The sequence below is a fragment of the Streptomyces sp. RLB3-17 genome, from assembly GCF_007113425.2.
Classification (GTDB): domain Bacteria; phylum Actinomycetota; class Actinomycetes; order Streptomycetales; family Streptomycetaceae; genus Streptomyces; species Streptomyces mirabilis_D.
The window spans coordinates 4,455,674-4,478,635 of the sequence record NZ_CP041610.2 but is presented as its reverse complement, the minus strand read 5'-3'; the positions used below and the strand labels follow the sequence as shown (position 1 = coordinate 4,478,635).

At 70.9% G+C, this 22,962-nt stretch carries 17 protein-coding genes; 12 read left to right on the top strand and 5 right to left on the bottom strand.

Going from position 1 to position 22,962, the window contains the following annotated elements:
* The first annotated feature begins 233 nt into the window (after nucleotides 1–233).
* The 4 genes from FNV62_RS20490 (at nucleotide 234) to FNV62_RS20475 (ending at nucleotide 3,768) form a co-directional block, all read left to right on the top strand.
* Nucleotides 234–389 carry a hypothetical protein gene (locus FNV62_RS20490; RefSeq protein ID WP_164657572.1) on the top strand — a complete coding sequence of 52 codons (156 nt, stop codon included), beginning with the start codon at nucleotides 234–236 and terminating at the stop codon, nucleotides 387–389.
* A 259-nt stretch (nucleotides 390–648) separates the two neighbouring features.
* The gene (locus FNV62_RS20485; RefSeq protein WP_054232884.1) at nucleotides 649–1,806 is read left to right on the top strand and encodes an acyl-CoA dehydrogenase family protein; all 1,158 of its coding nucleotides are present in this window, start codon (nucleotides 649–651) and stop codon (nucleotides 1,804–1,806) included.
* Between the two features lie 46 nt (nucleotides 1,807–1,852).
* Nucleotides 1,853–2,725 (top strand): acyl-CoA thioesterase II, encoded by an 873-nt coding sequence (tesB, locus tag FNV62_RS20480; RefSeq protein ID WP_144315496.1) that lies wholly within the window; start codon nucleotides 1,853–1,855, stop codon nucleotides 2,723–2,725.
* A 53-nt stretch (nucleotides 2,726–2,778) separates the two neighbouring features.
* Nucleotides 2,779–3,768 carry a cation diffusion facilitator family transporter gene (locus tag FNV62_RS20475; RefSeq protein ID WP_373559485.1) on the top strand — a complete coding sequence of 330 codons (990 nt, stop codon included), beginning with the start codon at nucleotides 2,779–2,781 and terminating at the stop codon, nucleotides 3,766–3,768.
* 91 nt (nucleotides 3,769–3,859) lie between these two features.
* Here FNV62_RS20475 and FNV62_RS20470 read toward each other — a convergent pair whose 3' ends face one another.
* A complete protein-coding gene (locus FNV62_RS20470) occupies nucleotides 3,860–4,645 on the bottom strand; it encodes a phosphatase (protein ID WP_143601715.1) in 786 nt (261 codons plus the stop codon).
* Between the two features lie 90 nt (nucleotides 4,646–4,735).
* Complete coding sequence (locus FNV62_RS20465; protein ID WP_144315495.1) at nucleotides 4,736–6,289, bottom strand: PucR family transcriptional regulator; 1,554 nt, start codon at nucleotides 6,287–6,289, stop codon at nucleotides 4,736–4,738.
* A gap of 203 nt (nucleotides 6,290–6,492) precedes the next feature.
* Here FNV62_RS20465 and FNV62_RS20460 point away from each other — a divergent pair, with 203 nt between their 5' ends.
* From FNV62_RS20460 to FNV62_RS20450, 3 genes are all read left to right on the top strand, one after another.
* Nucleotides 6,493–7,959, top strand: a complete 1,467-nt coding sequence (locus FNV62_RS20460) for a sodium:solute symporter (RefSeq protein ID WP_097284827.1) — start codon at nucleotides 6,493–6,495, stop codon at nucleotides 7,957–7,959.
* A gap of 174 nt (nucleotides 7,960–8,133) precedes the next feature.
* Nucleotides 8,134–9,138, top strand: a complete 1,005-nt coding sequence (gene speB / locus FNV62_RS20455) for an agmatinase (protein ID WP_060901913.1) — start codon at nucleotides 8,134–8,136, stop codon at nucleotides 9,136–9,138.
* On the top strand, nucleotides 9,135–10,823 hold the full coding sequence (locus FNV62_RS20450) for a thiamine pyrophosphate-binding protein (RefSeq protein ID WP_097284826.1): 1,689 nt from the start codon (nucleotides 9,135–9,137) through the stop codon (nucleotides 10,821–10,823). The genes speB and FNV62_RS20450 overlap by 4 nt, the downstream gene beginning before the upstream one ends.
* Nucleotides 10,824–10,888: 65 nt before the next feature.
* Here the strand turns inward: FNV62_RS20450 and FNV62_RS20445 are convergent, their stop codons facing one another.
* Together FNV62_RS20445 and FNV62_RS20440 are read right to left on the bottom strand one after the other, a co-directional pair.
* Complete coding sequence (locus tag FNV62_RS20445; protein WP_060901915.1) at nucleotides 10,889–11,692, bottom strand: endonuclease I family protein; 804 nt, start codon at nucleotides 11,690–11,692, stop codon at nucleotides 10,889–10,891.
* Between the two features lie 200 nt (nucleotides 11,693–11,892).
* Nucleotides 11,893–14,178 (bottom strand): ArnT family glycosyltransferase, encoded by a 2,286-nt coding sequence (locus tag FNV62_RS20440; RefSeq protein WP_144315494.1) that lies wholly within the window; start codon nucleotides 14,176–14,178, stop codon nucleotides 11,893–11,895.
* Nucleotides 14,179–14,435: 257 nt separating this feature from the next.
* Here FNV62_RS20440 and FNV62_RS20435 point away from each other — a divergent pair, with 257 nt between their 5' ends.
* The 3 genes from FNV62_RS20435 (at nucleotide 14,436) to FNV62_RS20425 (ending at nucleotide 20,334) form a co-directional block, all read left to right on the top strand.
* Nucleotides 14,436–15,371, top strand: a complete 936-nt coding sequence (locus tag FNV62_RS20435) for a serine hydrolase (RefSeq protein ID WP_144315493.1) — start codon at nucleotides 14,436–14,438, stop codon at nucleotides 15,369–15,371.
* Between the two features lie 53 nt (nucleotides 15,372–15,424).
* The gene (locus FNV62_RS20430; protein WP_144315492.1) at nucleotides 15,425–16,516 is read left to right on the top strand and encodes an esterase-like activity of phytase family protein; all 1,092 of its coding nucleotides are present in this window, start codon (nucleotides 15,425–15,427) and stop codon (nucleotides 16,514–16,516) included.
* A 77-nt stretch (nucleotides 16,517–16,593) separates the two neighbouring features.
* A complete protein-coding gene (locus tag FNV62_RS20425) occupies nucleotides 16,594–20,334 on the top strand; it encodes an ABC transporter ATP-binding protein (RefSeq protein ID WP_143613431.1) in 3,741 nt (1,246 codons plus the stop codon).
* Nucleotides 20,335–20,338: 4 nt separating this feature from the next.
* Here the strand turns inward: FNV62_RS20425 and FNV62_RS20420 are convergent, their stop codons facing one another.
* Nucleotides 20,339–20,815 carry a hypothetical protein gene (locus tag FNV62_RS20420; RefSeq protein WP_144315491.1) on the bottom strand — a complete coding sequence of 159 codons (477 nt, stop codon included), beginning with the start codon at nucleotides 20,813–20,815 and terminating at the stop codon, nucleotides 20,339–20,341.
* A 230-nt stretch (nucleotides 20,816–21,045) separates the two neighbouring features.
* Between FNV62_RS20420 and FNV62_RS20415 the strand changes: the two genes are divergently transcribed.
* On the top strand, nucleotides 21,046–21,372 hold the full coding sequence (locus FNV62_RS20415; RefSeq protein ID WP_375336841.1) for a hypothetical protein: 327 nt from the start codon (nucleotides 21,046–21,048) through the stop codon (nucleotides 21,370–21,372).
* Nucleotides 21,373–21,511: 139 nt separating this feature from the next.
* Complete coding sequence (locus FNV62_RS20410; protein ID WP_143601709.1) at nucleotides 21,512–22,960, top strand: S28 family serine protease; 1,449 nt, start codon at nucleotides 21,512–21,514, stop codon at nucleotides 22,958–22,960.
* Nucleotides 22,961–22,962: the final 2 nt, after the last annotated feature.

Sequence of the window (22,962 nt, the reverse complement as noted above, 5' to 3'; positions counted from 1 at the left end):
GGGCTCTTGTGCGTACGGGTTTTTGTGCGAGCGGCGGCTCTGCTCCCTGCGCCATGATGGCGGCCATGAACGGAGACATGGCCGTGAGCGAACAGGCTTCCGACTGGGTAGCCCTCTTCCGCTTCGAGAACGTCCCCGGCTGCCCGCGGCCGGGGCGGCTGATGGCGGTTTGACTGCGTGACCGGGGCATCGACTGGGACCCCTTCGCCGTACGGGATGTACGGATCGACCTCATGTGCGGGGTCCGGGCGGACGGCCACTGGCACGGCACGGTCGTCGTCCGCGTGCGCGCCGACACCCTGCGCGGGCTCGGCCTCCATCCCGATCAGCCGACTTCGGCACCGGCCGACCCGATGCCGCCCAAGTGGTGGGGTCCATGGGCGCGTTGATCCCTGATCCGTGATCGTGGGACAGGCCGACGGCCTTCGCGCGCTCTCGCCCGGCCGGGCCGGCCGGGCCGGGGCGGGCGTGACGAGCGTCATGGGGGAGGGCGGCCGATGACTCTGGACGGTCGTCGTGACCGACGGGTAACCTGAGTGCTGAGCAAGCGCTTAGCCAAGGGGCCGCGGCCATTCATTGCGCAACCCCGACGGCGGGCAACCACATCCGCGAGAGCGGCGCCGGTTCAGGCGCAGAGAGGGGCCGGCGGTGCGCCGTACGGTGTTCAACGAGGACCACGAGGCGTTCCGGGAGACCCTGCGGGCCTTCATAGAGGCCGAGGTCGTTCCCGTCTACGACGAGTGGTTCGCCGCGGGCCAGGCGCCGCGCGACTTCTACTACAAGCTCGCCGAGCTCGGCGTCTTCGGCATCCGCGTGGACGAGGAGCACGGCGGCGCGGGCATCGACTCGTACAAGTTCGAGGCCGTCCTGTACGAGGAGACCGCCCGCGCGGGTGTCTCCTTCGGCGGCTCCGGTGTGCACGTGCTGCTCGGCCTGCCCTACATCAAGCTGCTCGCCACCGACGAGCAGAAGAAGCGCTTCCTGCCGAAGTTCGTCTCCGGCGAGGAGATGTGGGCCATCGCGATGACCGAGCCGGGCACCGGCTCCGACCTCGCGGGCATGAAGACCACCGCCAAGCTCTCCGAGGACGGCACGCACTACGTCCTCAACGGCGCCAAGACCTTCATCACGGGTGGCGTGCACGCCGACCGCATGATCGTCTGCGCTCGCACCTCCGCGCCCACCAAGGAGGACCGCCGCCACGGCATCTCCCTCTTCGTGGTGGACACCAAGGCCGAGGGCTACTCGGTGGGCCGCAAGCTCGACAAGCTCGGCCTGAAGACCTCGGACACCGCCGAGCTGGCGTTCGTCGACGTGAAGGTCCCGGTCGAGGACCTCCTCGGCGAGGAGAACAAGGGCTTCTACTACCTCGGCCACAACCTCGCCTCCGAGCGTTGGGGCATCGCCTTCGGCGCGTACGCGCAGGCCAAGGCCGCCGTCCGGTTCGCCAAGCAGTACGTGCAGGAGCGGGTCGTCTTCGGCCAGCCCGTCGCCGCCTTCCAGAACACCAAGTTCGAACTGGCCGCCTGCCAGGCCGAGGTGGACGCGGCCGAGGCCGTCGTCGACCGGGCCACCGAGGCCCTGGACGCCGGTGAGCTGACCCCCGCCGAGGCGGCCAGCGCCAAGCTGTTCGCCACCGAGGTCGCGCACCGCGTCATCGACCGCTGCCTCCAGCTGCACGGCGGCTACGGCTTCATGAACGAGTACCCGATCGCCCGCCTGTACGCGGACAACCGCGTCAACCGTATCTACGGCGGCACCAGCGAGATCATGAAGTCGATCATCGCGAAGGACATGGGCCTGTAAGGCCCGCGAAAGATCACCGGAAACAACCGCAGGATACAACTGACGCATGAGTCAGGCACTTGAGTCCCTGCTCGATCTGCTCGACCTGGAGCGGATCGAGCAGGACATCTTCCGCGGCCAGTCCCGCTCCGCCGTCGTCCCGCGCGTCTTCGGCGGGCAGGTGGCGGCGCAGGCACTGGTGGCAGCCGGGCGTACGGTCCCCGAGGACCGGCACGCGCACTCCCTGCACGCGTACTTCCTGCGTCCGGGGGACCCCGGCGCACCCATCGTGTACACGGTGGACCGCATCCGCGACGGGCGCTCCTTCACCACCCGCCGCGTCGTCGCCATCCAGCACGGGCAGCCGATCTTCCACCTCTCCGCGTCCTTCCAGACGTACGAGGACGGCATGGAGCACCAAGCCGCGATGCCGCCCGCGCCCGACCCGGAGACGCTGCCCACGGCCGCCGAACTGCTGCCGCTGTACGCCGATGTCATCAAGGACCCGGTCGTCGTCGAACGGCTCCTCGAAGCGCGCGAGTCCGTCGACCTGCGCTATGTCGACGCGCCTCCGTACGGCACGGTCGGCGAGACCCGCGAACCGCACTCCCAGGTGTGGTTCCGCACCAACGGCAAACTGGCCGACGATCCCCTCCTCCACGTCGTCCTCGCCACCTACGTCTCCGACATGACACTCCTCGACTCGATCCTGCTCGCGCACGGGCGCGGCGGCTGGGTGACCGGGGACGTCGTCGGGGCCTCGCTGGACCACGCGATGTGGTTCCACCGCCCCTTCCGCGCCGACGAATGGCTGCTGTACGACCAGGAGTCGCCGTCCGCCTCCGGAGGCCGCGGCCTCGGCCAGGCCCGTATCTACACCCAGGACGGACGGCTCGCCATCTCGGTGATCCAGGAGGGCGTGGTCCGCATCCCCCGGTAGGACCGGGCCCGCCCGGTGAGACTGACGGGGGGCCTGCCCGGTAAGACTGGGGCATGGCCATGACTGAAGCGGGAGCCGGACGGCAGGACGACGACGGCGGCGGCGAGAGCACCATCACGGTGATCGTCGCCGCCCTCGCCAATCTCGGGATCGCGGTGGCCAAGGCGGTCGCGGGCGTCATCAGCGGATCGAGCGCGATGCTGTCCGAGGCCGCGCACTCGGTGGCCGACACGGTCACCGAACTGCTGCTGCTCACCGCGCTGAAGCGCAGCGAGAAACCGGCCGACGAGGACCACCCGCTCGGCTACGGCCCCGAGCGCTACATCTGGGCGATGCTCGCCGCCGTCGCCACCTTCGTCGGCGGCGCGGTGTTCTCCCTCTACGACGGCATCCACACCCTCGTCGCGGGCGAGGAGCCGGGCGACCCCCTGGTCTCGTACATCGTGCTCGCGGTCGCCTTCCTGCTGGAGAGCTACTCCCTGCGCACCGGCGTACGCCAGGCGCGCGGGGAGGCGGAGCGCGTGGGGGCGCCCTTCAAGCGCTACCTCCGGTACACCCCGGACACCGCCGTCAAGGCCGTGGTCCTGGAGGACTCGGCCGCCCTGATCGGCCTCGTCCTCGCGGCGGGCGGCCTGCTCGGCGGACAGCTCACCGGCTCCGGCGTCTGGGACGGCATAGCGTCTCTCTGCATCGGGCTCCTCCTGCTGTACGTCGCCTGGGTCCTCGGCCGCTCCAACGCCGAGCTGCTGATCGGCCGCCCGCTCCCCAAGCCGATGCGGGAGCGGATCCGGGCCGAACTGCTCGCCGTGGAGCACGTCGAGGCCGTACTGGAGCTCACGACCCTCGTACAGGGACCGCGCGAGGCGCTGGTCGCGGCCAAGGTCGACTTCAGGGACGTCTCGACCGCCGCCCAGATCGAATGGGCCTGCGAACAGGCGGAGGCCCGACTACGAGAGGCGTTCCCCGTGGTGAGCCGCGTCTACCTCGACCCGACACCGGGCTACGCCCAACGCCGCCACGAGGGCCTGAACCCTTGGCCGTGACAGGGGATTTCGCCCCCCGCCGCCCCTACCGTCCCAGCCGTTCCCGGGGTTGTGCGTCCGGGGCGGGTCGGTGGGGGCCAGGAACCGGTTCCTACAGGGTCGCCGCGGAGAGCAGATACGCCGTCAGCGGGTCATAGAACCGAGGGCTTGTGACGTGGTCGTCGAGGGGGACCGTCACCTGGAGCGTGCCCTCGGACTCGGCGAGGAAGAGGGCCGGGTCGTTGCAGTCGGCGTAGCCGACGGAGTCGATGCCGAGCTGGCCCGCGCAGCCGGCCCAGCCGTGGTCCGCGACGACCAGGTCGGGCAGGGGTTGGCCCGCGCCCTCCAGGCCCTTGAGGATCGCGCGCATCGGCTCGCCCGAGTGGGTGTGCCACAGCGTGGCCCCGTGCTCCAGCACCGCCACGTCCGCGAACTGCATGACGTACCCCTCGTCCGTCTGCAGCCCGTCCGGAATGACGACGATCTCGCAGCCGGCGCCGCGCAACGCGGCGGCGGTGGCACGGTGCACGTCGAGCAGGCCGCCGGGGTGGCCGGTCGCGAACAGCACCCGCTGCTCACCGTCCGCCGCCTTGCGCAGCCGCGCCGCCATCCGGTCCAGGGCGTCGACGGTCAGCTCGGGGTCGATGGTGTCCTGGCCGTAGCGATACTCCGGGTCGTCGTTCACACCGCACCGCTCCGCCATCACGGCGAGCACGTCCTGCTCGTCGGTCCAGCGGTCGCCGAGTTCCAGGCCGAGCCAGAAGTTGCGGTCGCCGTTGGCGAGCTTGCGGTAGTGGGAGAGGTTGTTCTCGCGGGGCGTCGCGACGTCGCCCGCGATACGGGTCTTCACGAGATGGTCGACGAGCTCGGCGCGGCTGGGGGTCCCGGATATCGGCATGCCATCCATTGTGCCGGGGTGCTCCGCCGGGAGGGCGGTTGTCCTGAACCGTGGGATGTGGGTCACGCAGGGGGTGTGTTCTCGGGGTTCTCAGGATTCCCTCAGTGCGAACCACAACTCCATCCGTACGTCCGCGTCGTCGAGGTCCGCCTCCAGCAACGCCGCACACCGTGCGATGCGTTGGCGGACGGTGTTGCGATGGACGGACAGGGCGACGGCCGTGCGGTCCCAACTGCCGTGCAGGGAGAGCCAGGTGCGGAGGGTCTCGGTGAGGGCCGGGGTGGCGGCGATGGGGGCGAGGAGGGCGCGCGCGTGGGCCGCGGCGTCGGCCGGCGGCACGAGGTCCGCCAGGGCGGGCCGCTCGCCGTGGCGGACGAGGGGCGCGCGGGTCGCCCGGGCGCGGGCCAGGGCGCGGGCCGCCTGCCCGTCGGCGGACGCCCACTCGTGCGGGGCGACCGCCGCGCTGACCCCGCAGATCCAGCCCTTCTGCGCGGCCGGCTCGCGGTCGCCGGGGACGAGGACGCGTACGACATTCCCCCCGGTGTCGATGAGCGCGGAGCCCAGGGCCGCCCCCAGCGCGGACGCGGCGACGGCGTCCGGCGCCGGGCCGTCCGCCGCGGGGCGGGCGTGCACGACGGTCCACCGGTCCCCGCCGAGCAGTGGGGCCACGTCCTCGGGCGCGGCGCCCAGCAGGAGCCGTACGAGCGCCGCCGAGCGCGCCGAGCCGCTCCCGCTCTGCTGCTCGCCGGTGAGGAGGGAGAGGAGGACGGCCGCGACGGAGGCGATGGTGTGGTCCCCGGGGTCCCGGCGCGGCGCCGCGACCCCCAGGACGAAGCCCCGCCCGCCGCCGAGGGCGTACGCGGCCAGGTGGGAGCCGCCCACGGTGTCGGTGGCGGAGGAGGGGGCGGGCGTGGGGGGTGGAGTGGGGCCCTGGGGAACCCCGGGCCGGGTCGGCACGGGGCGTACGACGGCGGCCAGGGCGCCGAGTGCGACCACGGGACCGTCCTGCGGTGTTCTTCCCGCGCGGGCCAGCTCCGCGCCCTCCGGGCCGTACAGCACCGCCCAGCCACCCACCCGCTGGGCCAGCTGCCGCAGCACCGCCGCCACCGGGTCCGGGCGCGCGGCGGCCGCCGCCAGGCTCTGCTGGGCCTCCGTGACCCGCCGCAGCTCCGCCAGCCGGGCCTGCGCCATCAGCTGCCACACCGCGCGGGCCACGCCCGAGAAGGTGGTCTGGGGCGGGACCTCCAGCAGGGGCAGGCCGTAGGTGTCGCAGGCCGCGACCAGGGCGCGCGGCACCGTGTCGTGCACCGGCGCCAGGCCGAAGCCGAGCGCCGCGCCGCCCGCCGCCACGATCCGGGAGACGTAGTCGTCGAAGTAGGTGCCCGAGCCCGCCGCCTCCGGGATGTGCACCCCGGCGGTCAGCAGCAGCTCACCGCCCAGCAGATACGGGTACGGGTCCGCCATCTCCGACGTGTGCGCCCAGTGGATCACCGTGTCCTGTTCAACGGGGCCCGCGATGTGGCGCAGGCCGAGGTCCTCCCGGGCCAGGAGGGCGGACAGCGGCACCGGTGGGGTGGGAGGGACCGGCGGGGCTGATGTGACGGATGCGGCGGATGTGTCCGGCACGGTGGACGTTCCCTCCATCCGGGTCGGCTGCGATGGATGAAACGTACACTTCAGAGTCATCTTCCGGCCACCTAAGGTCAGTGCCGTCGGCAGCCGCGGGTACGGGCGTATGTCCCCGCGACCAGCTGCCGGACTCCCGGCCGGGTATCGCTCGCCCGGCCCGCGTCCCCACGTCCATCTGCACGACACGCCACCGACGAGTGCGCGAAGGAGGGCCCCCTATGGCCGTCGACTACACAGTGATCGTCGTCTATCTGGCCGGCATGCTGGCCATGGGCTGGTGGGGCATGCGCCGCGCCAAGTCGAAGAGTGAGTTCCTGGTGGCCGGACGGCGCCTGGGCCCCGCGATGTACTCCGGGACCATGGCCGCGATCGTCCTCGGCGGCGCGTCGACCATCGGCGGCGTCGGACTCGGATACCAGTACGGGCTCTCCGGCGCCTGGATGGTGTTCACCATCGGCCTCGGGCTCCTCGCGCTCTCCGTCTTCTTCTCCGCCCGCATCGCCCGCCTGAAGGTCTACACCGTCTCCGAGATGCTCGACCTCCGCTACGGCGGCCGGGCCGGCGTCATCTCCGGTGTCGTCATGTGGGCGTACACCCTGATGCTCGCGGTCACCTCGACCATCGCGTACGCCACCATCTTCGACGTCCTCTTCGACATGAACCGGACGCTCGCGATCATCATCGGCGGCTCGATCGTCGTCGCGTACTCCACGCTCGGCGGCATGTGGTCGATCACCCTCACCGACATGGTGCAGTTCGTCGTGAAGACCGTCGGCGTGCTGCTGCTCCTGCTCCCCATCGCGGTGATCAAGGCCGGTGGGTTCAGCGAGATGAAGGCCAAGCTGCCCACGGAGTACTTCGACCCGCTGGGCATCGGCGGCGAGACGATCTTCACCTACGTGCTGATCTACACCTTCGGCATGCTCATCGGCCAGGACATCTGGCAGCGCGTGTTCACCGCCCGCAGCGACACGACCGCCAAGTGGGGCGGCACCGTCGCCGGCACCTACTGTCTGGTGTACGCCCTCGCCGGCGCCGTCATCGGCACGGCGGCGAAGGTGCTCTACCCGACGCTGCCCAGCGCCGACACCGCCTTCGCGACCATCGTCAAGGACGAGCTTCCGGTCGGCGTACGGGGCCTGGTGCTCGCCGCCGCCCTCGCCGCCGTGATGTCCACGTCCTCCGGCGCCCTCATCGCCTGCGCCACCGTCGCCAACAACGACATCTGGGCCAAGCTGCGCGGAGCCGTACGGCCCCGTGGGGACGACCACGACGAGGTCAAGGGGAACCGGGTCTTCATCCTCGTCATGGGCATCGCCGTGATCTGTACCGCCATCGCCCTCAACAACGTCGTCGAGGCGCTGACCGTCGCGTACAACCTCCTCGTCGGCGGTCTGCTCGTCCCGATCCTCGGCGGACTGCTGTGGAAGCGCGGGACCGTGCACGGCGCGCTCGCCTCCGTCGTCGTCGGCGGGCTCGCGGTCGTCGGACTGATGGCGACGTACGGCATCCTTGCGAACGAGCCCGTCTACTACGGGCTGCTGTCCTCGCTGGTCGCGTACGTGATCGTCTCCCTGGCCACACCCGCGACCGACCCGGCGGTCCTGGCCGCCTGGCGCGAGCGACTGGCCGGGCGCGGCGCGGATGCCGAGGCCGAGGCCGAGCCGGCGGCCGTGGTCGCCTAGCCGCCGTACGTCACCCCAGCCCCCGAAGAGCTTCGGCCCGGCCGCCGCACGGCGACCGGGCCGGGCGGCACCCCGGTCAGCGGGGTCCGCGACACTGGAAGACGCACCACCCGCATCACGCACCACTTACCCCTCGCACCACGCATCACCCGTACCACCTGGAGGAGTCCGACGATGAGCAGCACCGAGTACCCGGCAGCAGGCGACAGCCAGCCACGCGGCCCCGTCGACTCGTCCCGCGTCCCGCGGTACGCGGGCCCCGCGACCTTCGCCCGGCTGCCGCGCCTCGACGAGGTCGGCCGCGCCGACGTCGCCGTGGTCGGCGTGCCCTTCGACTCCGGGGTCTCCTACCGACCCGGCGCCCGCTTCGGCGGCAACGCCATCCGCGAGGCCTCCCGCCTGCTGCGCCCGTACAACCCGGCGCAGGACGCCTCCCCCTTCGCCCTCGCCCAGGTCGCCGACGCCGGTGACATCGCGGCGAACCCGTTCAACATCAACGAGGCCGTGGAGACGGTCGAGGCCGCGGCCGACGAGCTGCTCGGCACGGGCGCCCGCCTGATGACGCTGGGCGGCGACCACACCATCGCGCTCCCGCTCCTGCGCTCCGTGGCCAAGAAGCACGGCCCGGTGGCCCTGCTCCACTTCGACGCGCACCTCGACACCTGGGACACCTACTTCGGCGCCGAGTACACGCACGGCACCCCGTTCCGCCGGGCGGTGGAGGAGGGGATCCTGGACACGGAGGCCCTCTCCCACGTCGGCACCCGCGGTCCGCTGTACGGCAAGCAGGACCTCACCGACGACGAGAAGATGGGCTTCGGCATCGTCACCTCGGCGGACATCTACCGCCGCGGCGCCGACGAGGTCGCCGACCAGCTGCGCCAGCGCATCGGCGACCGCCCGCTGTACATCTCCATCGACATCGACTGCCTCGACCCGGCGCACGCCCCCGGCACGGGCACGCCGGAGGCCGGCGGCATGACCTCCCGCGAGCTGCTGGAGATCCTGCGCGGACTGTCCTCCTGCAACCTGGTCTCCGCGGACGTGGTCGAGGTCGCGCCCGCGTACGACCACGCCGAGATCACGGCGGTGGCCGCGTCCCACACGGCGTACGAACTCACGACGATCATGTCCCGCCAGATCGCGGCGGCCAGGGCTCAGGAGGCCGGGAACAAGTGACTCACGACCACGACCTGGTGCTCCGTCCGTCGGCGGCGCAGACGGAGGCCGCGCTGAATCCGCCCCCCGGCCGCAACGGCGGAGACCTGGTCGTGGAGACCCTCTCCGGTCTCGGCGCCACCACCGTCTTCGGCCTGCCCGGCCAGCACGCGCTCGGCATGTTCGACGCCCTGCGCCGCTCCTCGTTGCAGTACATCGGCCTGCGGGTGGAGAACAACGCGGGGTTCGCGGCCGACGCGTACGGCCGCGTCACGGGTGAGGCCGCGCCCCTGCTGCTCTCCACCGGCCCGGGCGCGCTGACCTCCCTGGCCGCGCTCCAGGAGGCCGCCGCGGCCTCCGCCCCCGTCCTCGCCATCAGCAGCCAGATCCCCACCGCGGGTCTGGGCGGCGGACGCCACGGCTATCTGCACGAACTCCCCGACCAGCAGGCGTCGTTCAGGGGTGTCGTCAAGTCCGTCCACACGGTCCGTACGCAGTCGCAGATCCCCTCCGCGATCGCGGCGGCCTGGGAGTCGGCGCTGACCGCCCCGCACGGCCCGGTCTGGGTGGAGATCCCGCAGGACGTCCTGCTCGCCGAGACCCACCTGCCGCAGGTCACGGCGATGGACGCGACCCCGGAGGACGTCGTCCCGCGCCCCGAACTGACGGCGCTGGCCGCCCACCTGCTGTCCTCGGCGGCCCGCCCCGCGATCATCGCGGGCGGCGGGGTCGTACGGTCGGACGCGTCCGGCAAGCTGAAGGCGCTGGCGGAGAAGCTGAACGCGCCGGTCGTCACCACCTTCGGCGGCAAGGGCGCCTTCCCCTGGACCCACCCGCTCTCGCTCCAGTCCTGGCTGGAGGACCGGCACACCACGGACTTCCTGGAAGACGCGGACGTCCTGCTGGTCGTCGGCTCCGGCCTCGGCGAACTGTCCTCGAACTACCACACGTTCAAGCCCCGCGGCCGGGTCGTCCAGATCGAGGCCGACCTCGGCAAACTGGAGTCCAACCACCCGGCGATCGGTATCCACGCGGACGCCAGGCTCGCGCTCTCCGCGCTCCTGGAGACCGTCGAGGAGCGCCCCGACCCGACGGCGGCGGACCGCGTCCGCACGCTGCTCGACCGGGTGGGGGAGCGCATCGCCGCACAGGAACTCACCCTGGAACAGGGGGTGCTGGCGTCCGTCCGCCGGGCCCTCCCGTCCACCTCCCCGTCCTTCTGGGACATGACCATCCTGGCGTACTGGGCGTGGTCCGCCTTCGACCCGCGCGGAAAGAACACCATGCACTCCGCCCAGGGCGCGGGCGGCCTCGGCTACGGCTTCCCGGCGGCCCTCGGCGCGGCGGCGGCCGATCCCACCCGCCCGGTCCTCGCGGTCTCCGGTGACGGCGGCGCGTTGTATTCGATCGCCGAACTCGCCACCGCGAGGCAGTACGACCTGAACGTCACCTGGCTCATCGTCGACGACGGCGGCTACGGCATCCTGCGCGAGTACATGACCGGCGCCTTCGGCCAGGCCACGGCGACGGAGCTGACCCGCCCCGACTACGTGGCGCTGGCCGAGTCCTTCGGCGTCCCGGGGGTCCGTACGACCCCCGAGACACTGGAGGAGGACCTGGCGAAGGCCTTCGCGAGCCCCGGCCCGTCGGTGGTGCTGCTCCCGGCGGTGCTGCGGATGTTCGCGCCGACGCATCTCGGGAGCTGACGGCACGGTCGACAGCTACGGCCCGGTGGCCCGGGCCGTAGCCGGTCGACCGCCATCACGGCCGTCTACCAGATCGCGTCGACCCACTCCGGGTGGTCGATGAACGGGTTGCGGTTGTGCTGGTAGCTGTCGTAGATGACCTGGTTGCGCTTCTCCTCGAAGGCGCTCGGCGGGTCCTCGTCGTTCCACTCCTTGAGCACGGACAGCTTGCCCATGAACGGCGCGCTGCCGTTGTTGACCTTCTCGTCGGGCTCCAGGTCGGCGAAGCCGTCGCCGCCGTCGTAGCGCACCGCCATGTAGAGGATCATGCGGGCCACGTCGCCCTTGTCCGCGTCGCGCGGCTCGAACGAGTCGGAGTCGGTGAGGCTGCCACCCCCGCCGCTGACCGTGCTGCCGCCGTTGTCGAAGTCCTTGTTGCCACGGATGCTGTTGACCTGGACGTCCGCGGGACGCAGGTGGTGCAGGTCCGTGCCGGGACCGGTCACCTCGCCGAAATCGCCGTGGGACTTGGCCCACACGTGCTCGCGGTTCCAGTCGCCGACGTCTCCGCCGTTGAGCGACTTGGCACGCGAGGTGCCGCTGTACAGCAGGATCACGTTGTTGCTGTTGTTCGGGTCCTGGTCGGTGACCATGAGCGCGTTCCAGACCGCGGAGTACGAGATCTTGGTCTGGCTGCTGATGATCGTGTGCAGCGAGGACTTCAGGCTGCTGCCGGTCTTGCCGACCGCGTTCTTGTAGTACGTGCTGTCGTACGCGGTCGTCGTGGCGCTCGCGGGAGTGGCGGTCATCGTCGGCAGGGTGAGGCCTACCAGGACGGCTGAGGTGGTCAGCGCCAGCGTCTTCCAGCGGCGTATGTGCGTGGCGGGCATGGTGGGGGCGTCCGTTCTACGCGGGTTGAATGAGCGGGCAACCGGAGCGTGACATGGACATGCGTTTCAGGGAATGAACGGAGCGTGTCGGTCGAGTGACGGAAACCGGCAAGTCGCTTGTTGTGCGCGCGATCTGACACACCGAAAGGCCCCTGCCCATGGGTCGCATGGGCAGGGGCCTTCCGGCGATTGGGGACTGGTCAGTTCACGTCGGACGGGTCCAGGCGGTAGAGCGTCGAGGCCGACTGGGCCGACTGGCCGTTCTCCGACTCGGAGCCCGTGGCCGAACTCGACTCGGACGAAGAGGTCTTGCTGTAGGCGCTCTCCTTCACCGCGGTGGCGTTCTTCTGCACCCAGGCGGTGACCGCGGAACTGGTGCTGTTGTCGCCGCCCATTCCGCCGCCCATGCCCGAGCCGCCGACCTGGATGTAGTGAAGCTCGCCCTTCTTCACCAGCTCCTTGAGCTTGGCGACCGTCATGCCCTTGTCGGTGCCGGTGAAGCCGTACATGGAGATGACGGGCTTGTGGGTGCTCAGGATCAGCTGTCCGGCGCTCTGCGAATTGGACACCGCGAGCAGCCACTTGGCGCCGTCCTGGTGCTTCTCCAGGTACGAGATCAGCTCGCTGCTGGTCTCGCCGCCCATGCCGCCACCGCCGCCGAAACCGCCGCGCTGACCGCCCGTGCCGCCCGGGGCCGTACCGCTCTCGCCACCGGCCCGGCCGCCCGGGAACTCGCCGTTCTGGCCGCCCGTGCCGCCGCCGGGGAAACCGCCGTTCTCGCCGCCCTGCGGGGCGCCGCCGGGCAGTTCCCCGGTTCCACCGCCGCCGGGCGTCACCTGGCCGCCCTCCTGGCCGGCCGCTTGGCCGCCCTGCTGGGTGCCGCCAGGCATCTCGCCGCCGCCCGGACCCCCCGCGTTGCCGCCGGGGCCACCCCGTCCGCCGCCGAAGCCGCCTTGGCCGGTGGACGGTCCGGCGGTCGGATTGGTGCCGCCCATGCCGCCGCCCGCGCCGCCCGCACTGGCCGGGACGGCGAACGAGTACGCCGCCGGGCCCGCGAGAGCCGCGACGACCGCCGCCGCCAGGGACGCGGCCAGCAGCCGTATCCGGTTGCCGGAGCGGAAGACGAACAGGCCGACGACGGCCAGCGCCATGACCACCGCGATGGCCGGCCACAGCCAGGTGTTCCAGTCGGTGGCCCGGCGCAACAGCACGACCGCCCAGATGCCGGTGACCGCGAGCCCGGCGGGCAGCACCCAGGACCAGCGGACGTCACCGCCGCGGAAGGCTCGGAACAGCATGACGCCGCCGCCACCGCACAGGGCCGCGATGCCAGGGGCGACCGCGGTCGTGTAGTACGGGTGCATGGTGCCTTCGGCTGTGGCGAACGTCAGGTAGTGCAGCAGCAGCCAGCCGCCCCACAGCACCAGCGCCGCACGAGTCGGGTCGATGCGCGGGGCGCGCCCGCACAGCACGAGGCCACCGGCGAGGGCGATGCCCGCGAAGGGGATCAGCCAGGAGATCTGGCCGCCCAGGATGTCGTTGAACAGCCGGCCGAGGCCCGCGGAACCGGAGAAGCCGCCGCCGCCACCTCCGCCACCGCCGTTGCCCTCGCCGCCGAGGACGCGGCCCAAGCCGTTGTAGCCGAAGATCAGGTTCCAGGCGGTGCCGTCCGTCGAACCGCCGATGTAGGGACGGTCGTCGGCGGGCACGAGCGAGACGGCCGTCGCCCACCAGAAGCTGGACACGGCCAGGGCCACGGTGGCCAGCAGCAGGTTGCGGATCCGCTTCGCCCAGCCGAGGTGCGACGCGTACAGATAGACCGCGAAGACGGCGGGCAGCGCGATGTAGCCCTGGAGCATCTTCGTGTTGAAGGCGAGCCCGAAGCAGACCGCCGAGCCGAGCAGCGGCAGCAGCCTGCCGTCGCGGGTCGCGCGCAGTCCGAGGGCCGCGCCCGACACCATCAGGAGGAGGAGCAGGGTGTCGGGGTTGTTGTCGCGGTTGATGGCGACGGTGATCGGGGTGAGCGCGAGCACGAGCGCGGCGAGCGCGGCGGCGGCGTGGCCGAACACCCGCTTCACGGAGGAGTGAAGGATCCAGATCGTGCCGAGGGCGGCCACGATCATCGGCAGCATCATCTGCCAGGTGCCGAAGCCGAAGATCCGGCACGACAGGCCCATGACCATGAGTGCGAGCGGCGGCTTGTCGACGGTCAGGAAGTTGCCCGCGTCGAGCGAGCCGAAGAACCACGCCTTCCAGCTCTGGGTTCCGCTGTAGATCGCGGAACTGTAGAAGCTGTTGAGGCCGGAGCCGGACAGGTTCCAGGAGTAGAGCACCGTGGCCAGCGCCATGATCGCGATCAGGGCGGGGAGGGACCAGCGGGGCGCGGCGGGGGCGGGCGACGGCTCCTGGGGCGGCTCGGCGGCCGGTGCGCCGGGGGCCACGGAAGGGCCGGGAGCCGGGGGCAGTGGGTCGGTGGCAGATGTCACCAGTGCACCGTGCACACCGCCGATGGGTACGGGCTGTGCTCCGTCTGGGGGCGAGCTGTGGATGGATGAGATGCGGGTAAGAGAGCCGCCCGCCCGCCGCTCCTCCGGCAGCTCTCCGTGCCTTCAGGACGGCCCCCTCGCTACACCGAACCTGCGTCCGCAGAAAACGCGTACAACTTTCGGCCACCCAAGTGAGTCATGAGAGGCGAGTGCGCCACAGGCGCGCTCGTATTGGTCGAAGGGGATGGGGAACCTCCATGACTCACCGGATATCCCGGCGTGCCCGTGTGCTCGCGGCGGGCCTCGGCGCCGGGGTGATCGTGCCGTTCGCGGCCGCCGCCGCACCGGCCGCCGCCGCGGCACCGCAGGTCAGCTGTACGTCGAACAAGGCGGGCCTGGCCACCAAGCTGCAGAACGACATCACCACGGCGCTCAGGGGCCGCGCCGGCACCGTCGCCGTCGGTCTCTACGACCGTTCGACGAAGACCACCTGCACCCTGCGGAGCAGCACGGCGTACGACTCCGCCAGCGTCGTCAAGGCCACCGTGCTGGCCACGCTGCTGTGGGACGCCAAGAAGCACAACCGGTATCTGACCACGCGTGAGCAGAGCCTCGCCACGGCCATGATCACCCAGTCGGACAACAACGCCACCAGCACGCTGTGGAAGCAACTCGGTGTGACCAAGGTGAAAGGTTTCCTCGCCGCCGCCGGGATGACCCAGACCAAGCCGGGCGCCAACAACTACTGGGGTCTCACCCAGATCACCGTCCGGGACGAGCAGAAGCTGCTCGCGCTGCTCACCGCCAAGAACTCCGTGCTGAGCGACAACTCCCGCGCCTACGAGCTGAAGTTGATGGGCAAGGTCATCTCCTCGCAGCGCTGGGGCACCCCGGCCGGAGCGCCCTCCTCGGTCGTCGTGCACGTCAAGAACGGCTGGCTGTCGCGTGCCACGCACGGCTGGCGCGTGCACAGCATCGGCACGTTCAACGGCGCGGGCCACGACTACATGATCACCGTGCTGACACAGGACAACAGCACCATGCAGTACGGCGTCAACACCATCCAGGCCGTCGCCAAGGCCATCCACAAGGACCTGGTGCCGACCACCTCCACGACCAGCGCGAGCGTGCTGCGCTACGTGCCCACGACCAACCCCCAGGAAGCGATCCCGGCGGTGCCGTCCGCGGGCTGACGCTTCACGGGGCGGTCTCCCGCGCGTCACCCGGCGGTCCTACGGTGACCGGCATGCGCATGAGATCCGTACTCGCCACCGTCACCGCCGGCCTGGCGGCGGCCACCTGTGTGACCGCCGCTCCGGCCGACGCCCACAGCGGCAAAGCCCCGGGCGTCCACGCCTGTTCGCCCGCCGTCTCGATCACGAGCTACTCCGACGCGCTCGACAAGACGACGTACGACGGCGCCTTCGTCGGCAACCTCTCCGCGCTCGCCGTCGACCGCGGCGGCCGGATCGCCGCGCTCTCCGACCGGTCCTCGCTCTTCACCCTGGACCGCGAGACGCTGAAGCCGACGAGCGTCGTGAACCTCGTCGACGAGAAGGGCGCCGCGCTCGACTCCGAGGGCCTGGTCGTGGACCTCCCCCACTCTCGGCTTCGCTCGAGCGGGGGGACCCCCACCGGCACCCGTCTCGTCACCTCCGAGACCGAGCCCTCCGTACGCCGCTACGAGGGCGACGGCACCCTCGTCGGGAGCCTCCCCGTACCGGACGCGCTCAAGGTCGCTCCCGCGGGCCGCGCCACCTCCAACCTGACCTTCGAAGGGCTCACGCTCCTCCCCGGCGGCCACACCCTGCTCGCCGCCATGGAGGGGTCACTGAGCGGTGACACCGCCGGCATCGTGCGCTTCCAGACCTGGGACCGCGCGACCCGCCAGGGTGACTTCCGGCTCTCCGCCCAGTACGGCTACCGCACCGACACCGGCCTCGGCGTCTCCGAGGCGCAGGCCACCCCCGACGGCCGCCTCCTCGTCCTGGAGCGCGGTTTCACCGCGGGCGTCGGCAACACCGTCCGCCTCTACCTCGCCGACCTCCGCCACGCCACGGACACCCGCCGTGTCGACACCCTGACCGGCCAGGAAGGTGTGCGGCTCGCCCGCAAGACGCTCCTCGCCGACCTCGTGAACTGTCCTTCACTGGGCGCCCGGGCCAAGCAGCCCCAGCCCAACCCCCTCCTCGACAACATCGAGGGCCTGACGATCACCGGCCGCACCCCGGACGGCCGTCTCCAGCTCCTCCTGGTCAGCGACGACAACCAGAACGCCGTCCAGACCACCCGCCTGTACTCCCTGAGCGCCCGCCTGCCACACACGGTGAACGGCTGATTATTGCGGAGGGATGAAATCCGCTTGCTTCAGCGTTGGTGTCTTCCGGTGGAGTGAGATCTACGGAAGGCACCGGCGTGGCATTCGAGCAAGGGGACAGGGGCGGCTGGGCGCAGCGGCTCGCGGGGTACGCGTGGCGGTACCCGAAGTACGTCCTGCTCGCGCTCGGCTCCTCGCTCGGCGGCATGGCGGTGCTGGCGGTCGTCCCGCTGATCACCAAGGTGATCATCGACGACGTCATCGGGAACCACAGCAAGTCCATGGCGCCCTGGGCGGGTGCGCTCATAGCCGCCGCCGTCGTCGTGTACGTCCTCACCTACATCCGCCGCTATTACGGCGGCCGCCTCGCCCTCGACGTCCAGCACGACCTGCGGACCGAGATGTACGGGACGATCACCCGGCTCGACGGACGACGCCAGGACGAGCTGTCCACCGGCCAGGTCGTCGGCCGAGCCACCAGCGACCTCCAGCTGATCCAGGGTCTGCTCTTCATGCTCCCGATGACCATCGGGAACGTGCTGCTCTTCCTGATCTCCCTCGGGATCATGGCCTCGCTGTCCCTGCCCCTCACCCTGGTCGCGCTCGCCGTCGCACCCGCCCTCTGGGTCGTCGCCAAGCGCAGCCGCTCCAAGCTGCACCCCGCCACCTGGTACGCGCAGGCGCAGGCCGCCGCCGTGGCGGGTGTGGTCGACGGCGCCGTCAGCGGCGTACGCGTGGTGAAGGGCTTCGGGCAGGAGGAGCAGGAGACCGGGAAGCTCCGGGAGGTCGGGCGGCGGCTCTTCGCGGGGCGGCTGCGCACCATCCGGCTGAACGCCAAGTACACCCCGGCCCTCCAGGCCGTGCCCGCCCTCGGCCAGGTCGCGATGCTGGCGCTGGGCGGCTGGCTCGCCGTACGGGGCCAGATCACGCTCGGCACCTTCGTCGCGTTCTCCTCGTACCTCTCCCAGCTCGTGGGACCCGTACGGATGCTCGCCGTGGTCCTCACCGTCGGGCAGCAGGCCCGCGCGGGCGCCGAGCGCGTTCTCGAGCTCATCGACACCGAGCCGTCGATCAAGGACGGCACCAAGACCCTCCCGGCCGACGCGCCCGCGACCGTCGAGTTCGACGACGTGTCCTTCGCCTACGAGGGCACCTCGAAAAAGCAGCCGGTGCTCGACGGGCTGAGCTTCGAGATCCGCCCCGGCGAGACCCTCGCCGTGGTCGGCTCCTCCGGCTCCGGCAAGTCGACGGTCTCGCTCCTGATGCCCCGCTTCTACGACGTGACGCACGGCGCCGTCCTCATCGGGGGCCACGACGTCCGCGAGCTGACGCAGGAGTCGCTGCGCGCCGCGATCGGCCTGGTCCCCGAGGACTCCTTCCTCTTCTCCGACACCGTGCGCGCCAACATCGCCTACGGCCGCCCGGACGCCACCCAGGAGGAGATCGAGACCGCGGCCCGCGCCGCGCAGGCGGACCGTTTCATCGCCGAGCTGCCCGAGGGCTACGACACCAAGGTGGGCGAGCACGGCCTCACCCTCTCCGGCGGCCAGCGCCAGCGCGTCGCCCTCGCCCGCGCCATCCTCACCGACCCCCGCCTGCTCGTCCTGGACGACGCCACCTCCGCCGTGGACGCCCGCGTCGAGCACGAGATCCACGAGGCCCTCAAGGGGGTCATGGAGGGGCGCACCACCCTCCTCATCGCCCACCGCCGCTCCACCCTCAACCTCGCCGACCGCATCGCCGTCCTCGACGGCGGCCGCCTCGCCGACATCGGCACCCACGAGGAACTCCAGCAGCGCTCCCCGCTGTATCGCCGGCTCCTGACCGACCCGGACGAGCTGGGCGGCGTCTCGCCCGGCCACGTCCCGCCCGCCGTGCCCCAGGAGGACACCTCCGTACGAGACGAGCTGGACGCCGAGTTCGACGCCGAGCGCGGGGTCACTCCCCACCTGTGGACCGGCGACCGGGAGCCCAAGGACAACGCCCTGTCCGGCATGCCCGCCACGCCCGAACTCCTCACCCTGGTCGAGGCGCTGCCCCCGGCCACCGACGCCCCCGGCATCGACGAGGCGCGTGCGGTCAGGCCCGAGGAGTCGTACGGGCTGCGCAGGCTGCTGCGCGGCTTCGGGCTCCCGCTGCTCGTCAGCCTCGGGCTCGTGGCCGTGGACGCGGGGATGAGTCTGCTGCTGCCGGTGCTGATCCGGCACGGCATCGACCAGGGCGTCACCCGGATGGCCATCGGCGCGGTGTGGGCCGCCGCCGCGCTGGCGCTGGTCACCGTGCTCATCCAGTGGGCCGCGCAGATCGGCGAGACCCGGATGACGGGCCGGACCGGCGAGCGGGTCCTCTACTCCCTCCGCCTGAAGATCTTCGCGCAGCTCCAGCGCCTGGGGCTCGACTACTACGAGCGGGAGCTGACGGGCCGGATCATGACCCGGATGACGACGGACGTCGACGCGCTGTCGACGTTCCTCCAGACGGGCCTGGTCACCGCCTTCGTCTCGGTCGTCACCTTCTTCGGCATCATGGGCGCGCTGCTGGTGATCGACGTACAGCTCGCGCTGGTCGTCTTCATCACCCTTCCGCCGCTGGTCATCGGCACGTTCTTCTTCCGCCGGGCGAGCGTGAAGGCGTACGAACTCGCCCGCGAACGGGTGTCGGCGGTCAACGCCGACCTCCAGGAGTCGGTCTCCGGACTGCTGATCCTGCAGGCGTTCCGGCGCGAGCGCTCGGGCAGGCAGCGGTTCGCGGAGGGCAGCGACAGCTACCGCAGGGCGCGCACCCGCGGCCAGTGGCTGATATCGATCTACTTCCCCTTCGTGCAACTGCTGTCGTCGGTCGCGTCGGCGGCCGTGCTGATCGTGGGCGCGCACCGGGTGGACGCAGGCACCCTCACGACGGGCGCGCTGGTCGCCTACCTCCTCTACATCGACCTGTTCTTCGCGCCCGTGCAACAGCTCTCGCAGGTCTTCGACGGCTACCAGCAGGCCACGGTCTCGCTGGGCCGCATCCAGGAACTGCTCCAGGAGCCGACCTCGACGAAGGCCGCCGACGAACCGCTGGACGTCCTCTCCCTGCGGGGCGACATCGCCTTCGAGGACGTCGACTTCGCCTATGGTGACGACGAGGAGGCGCTCAGCGCCGTCTCGCTGAGCATCCCCGCCGGACAGACCGTCGCCTTCGTGGGCGAGACCGGCGCGGGCAAGTCCACGCTGGTGAAGCTGGTCGCCCGGTTCTACGACCCGACGGGCGGGCGGGTGACGGTCGACGGCACGGATCTGCGCTCGCTCGACCTGACCTCGTACCGGCACCGGCTCGGCGTCGTCCCCCAGGAGGCGTACCTCTTCCAGGGGACCGTCCGGGACGCCATCGCCTACGGGCGCCCCGACGCGACCGACGCCGAGGTGGAGGCCGCGGCCCGCGCGGTCGGCGCCCACGACATGATCGCCACGCTCGACGGCGGCTACCTCCACGAGGTCGCCGAGCGCGGTCGCAACCTCTCCGCCGGCCAGCGCCAGCTGATCGCGCTGGCCCGCGCCGAACTCGTGGACCCGGACGTGCTGCTCCTCGACGAGGCGACGGCGGCGCTGGACCTGGCGACGGAGGCCCTGGTCAACCAGGCCACCGACCGCCTCGCCGGCCGTCGTACGACCCTCGTCGTCGCCCACCGTCTGACGACGGCCGCCCGCGCCGACCGGGTCGTGGTCATGGACCACGGCCGCGTCGCCGAGGACGGCACCCACGACGAACTCCTCCAACAGGGCGGCCACTACGCGGAGTTGTGGAGGACGTTCGTCGGAGCCCCGGAGGAGGAAGAGCCGGTTCCCTCATCGGCCTGAGTTCTCAGCTCTTCGCCTTGATGTCGGAGATCTTCTTCGTGGCCAGGTCCGACTGCACGGTCAGATAGGTGTACGTGGGGTGCTGGGCGGAGCCCCAGGTGAGGCGGACCGTCGACCAGGTGTGGCCCGCGCCGCTGTCTCCCGCCGTCACCTTCCACGCCCGCGGAACGTCCTGCGCGCGCAGCACCCCGTCGGCGTGCTCGCGGCTCTCCCACTTGGCCAGGCGGGTGCGGAGATCCTTGGTCAGGTAGAAGCTGCGCAGCTGGGAGCCGAGGTGACCGCTTCCCTCGTCGGTGACCGCGTCGATGTAGGCGCCGTAGAAGTTCGCCACCCGGTCGTAGGCGGGGCCGTTGGCGCCGCTGCGGGCGGGCGGGGGCGCGCTGGAGCCGGCGAACGCGGGCACGGAGGCACCCGCCGTGGCGAGGAGCGCCGCGGCGACGAGCGCGCCGACGGCCGTACGTGAACGTGACGTGCGGGACATGGATGAGTACCTTTCGTTCGGTTTTCTGACCGGTTGGACACCGAACAAAGGGGTGTGGTTGCCCCAAACGCGGAAGAAAACCTCTCTCGGGTGAAGGCAACCATCCGATGTACGTCCTGCGTCCGTACACCAGTACGCTGAATGGCCGGGGGAGGACGACAGTGGACCGTAGTGGTGCGATATGCCGGCGCCTGGCGCTGGGCTTTGCGGTGTTGACCGCGGCCGGGCTGATGGCGTTGATGAGTCCGGGCAGCGCGCAGGCCGCCGACTCGTACTGCTCGGGTCGCAAGGTCAGAACGCTCAGCTTCTCGACCGGCTCCGTCCAGATCTACAAGCGCGACGGCTATGTCTGCGCGATGACCGTCCCGAAGGATCAGCAGTCGCGCAAACGGACGATGTCCGTCAGCGTGCAGGCGCGCGGCGGCCGACCCGTGGTCGACCAGGGCAGCTTCTCGCACCACGCCGGCCCGGTGACCGTCCACGCGGGCCACCGCTGCGTCCGCGTCAAGGGCTCGGTCGGCTCGGGTTCGGTGAGCTCGAGCTGGATCCTCTGCTGAGCCGGCCTAGCGCTGAACCGGCCGAGTGCCGAGTCGACCGAGACACCGCCTTCCCATAGGGTTTTCCCCATCTCCCCTGGTGCGCCTGTGAGTTGCTCCGATAGCTTCCAGCGCACATCCGTTTCACAGGGGAGTGTGCATGCGCAAGGCGCTCAGATGGCTGCTGGCGCTCACGGTGCTCATAGGCACGTTGAGCACGGCCGGGGCGGCCACCGCCGCCCAGCCGGAGGCGGCACCAGGCACCACAAGCACGGACACCGACATCAAGGACAGGCTGCTCGCGATACCGGGCATGAGCCTGATCGAGGAGAAGCCGTACACCGGTTACCGCTTCTTCGTGCTGAACTACACCCAGCCGATCGACCACCGGCACCCGTCCAAGGGCACGTTCCAGCAGCGGATCACCGTGCTGCACAAGGACGTCTCCCGCCCGACGGTCTTCTACACCGGCGGCTACAACGTCTCCACGAACCCGGGCCGCCGTGAGCCCACCCAGATCGTGGACGGCAACCAGGTCTCGATGGAGTACCGCTTCTTCACCCCGTCCCGGCCCGATCCGGCCGACTGGTCGAAGCTCGACATCTGGCAGGCGGCGAGCGACCAGCACCGCATCTTCGAGGCCCTCAAGCCGATCTACCGCCAGAAGTGGCTCTCCACGGGCGGCTCGAAGGGCGGCATGACCGCCACGTACTACGAGCGCTTCTACCCGCGCGACATGGACGGCGTCGTCGCCTACGTCGCCCCGAACGACGTGGTGAACGACGAGGACTCGGCGTACGACCGCTTCTTCAGGAACGTCGGCACCAAGGAGTGCCGCGACAAGCTGAACGCCGTGCAGCGCGAGGCGCTGGTGCGGCGCGCACCGCTGGAGAAGAAGTACGAGGCGTACGCCGCCGACAACGGCTACACCTTCACCACCATCGGAAGCCTCGACAAGGCGTACGAGGCGGTCGTGCTCGACTACGTGTGGGGCTTCTGGCAGTACAGCCTGCTCTCGGACTGCGCCTCGATCCCGGCCGACGCCGCCCACGCCACCGATGACGCGATCTGGGACTCCGTCGACACCATCTCCGGCTTCTCGGCCTACACCGACCAGGGCCTGAACACGTACACGCCGTACTACTACCAGGCGGGTACGCAGCTCGGCGCGCCCACGATCCACTTCCCGACCATCGAGAAGAAGTACATCCGCTACGGCTACCAGCCGCCGCGGAACTTCGTGCCGCGCTCGATCCCGATGCGGTTCCAGCCGTGGGCCATGGCGGACGTGGACTCCTGGGTCCGTCACCACGCCGACCACATGCTCTTCGTCTACGGCCAGAACGACCCCTGGGGCGCGGAGCGCTTCCGGCTCGGCAAGGGCGCGCGCGACTCGTACGTCTTCACCGCCCCCGGTCTGAACCACGGTGCCAACGTCGCGGGCCTCGTCCCCGACGAGAAGGCCCTCGCGACGGCCCGCATCCTGGAGTGGGCGGGTGTCGCCTCGGCGACGGTCCAGGAGAACCCGTCGGCGGCGAGGCCGCTCGCGAAGTTCGACGCGAAGCTGGACCGGCGCGACATCGAGCGCGAGCCCGCGCTGCGACCGTAACC

Coding starts and splice junctions, on each gene's coding strand:
- FNV62_RS20445 (WP_060901915.1), bottom strand. CDS start 11,692: ATGCCCGCCACGCACATACGCCGCTGGAAGACGCTGGCGCTGACCACC.
- FNV62_RS20490 (WP_164657572.1), top strand. CDS start 234: ATGTGCGGGGTCCGGGCGGACGGCCACTGGCACGGCACGGTCGTCGTC.
- FNV62_RS20465 (WP_144315495.1), bottom strand. CDS start 6,289: ATGGAGGGAACGTCCACCGTGCCGGACACATCCGCCGCATCCGTCACA.
- speB (WP_060901913.1), top strand. CDS start 8,134: ATGAGCAGCACCGAGTACCCGGCAGCAGGCGACAGCCAGCCACGCGGC.
- FNV62_RS20475 (WP_373559485.1), top strand. CDS start 2,779: ATGGCCATGACTGAAGCGGGAGCCGGACGGCAGGACGACGACGGCGGC.
- FNV62_RS20460 (WP_097284827.1), top strand. CDS start 6,493: ATGGCCGTCGACTACACAGTGATCGTCGTCTATCTGGCCGGCATGCTG.
- FNV62_RS20415 (WP_375336841.1), top strand. CDS start 21,046: ATGGCGTTGATGAGTCCGGGCAGCGCGCAGGCCGCCGACTCGTACTGC.
- tesB (WP_144315496.1), top strand. CDS start 1,853: ATGAGTCAGGCACTTGAGTCCCTGCTCGATCTGCTCGACCTGGAGCGG.
- FNV62_RS20420 (WP_144315491.1), bottom strand. CDS start 20,815: ATGTCCCGCACGTCACGTTCACGTACGGCCGTCGGCGCGCTCGTCGCC.
- FNV62_RS20430 (WP_144315492.1), top strand. CDS start 15,425: ATGCGCATGAGATCCGTACTCGCCACCGTCACCGCCGGCCTGGCGGCG.
- FNV62_RS20410 (WP_143601709.1), top strand. CDS start 21,512: ATGCGCAAGGCGCTCAGATGGCTGCTGGCGCTCACGGTGCTCATAGGC.
- FNV62_RS20470 (WP_143601715.1), bottom strand. CDS start 4,645: ATGCCGATATCCGGGACCCCCAGCCGCGCCGAGCTCGTCGACCATCTC.
- FNV62_RS20435 (WP_144315493.1), top strand. CDS start 14,436: ATGACTCACCGGATATCCCGGCGTGCCCGTGTGCTCGCGGCGGGCCTC.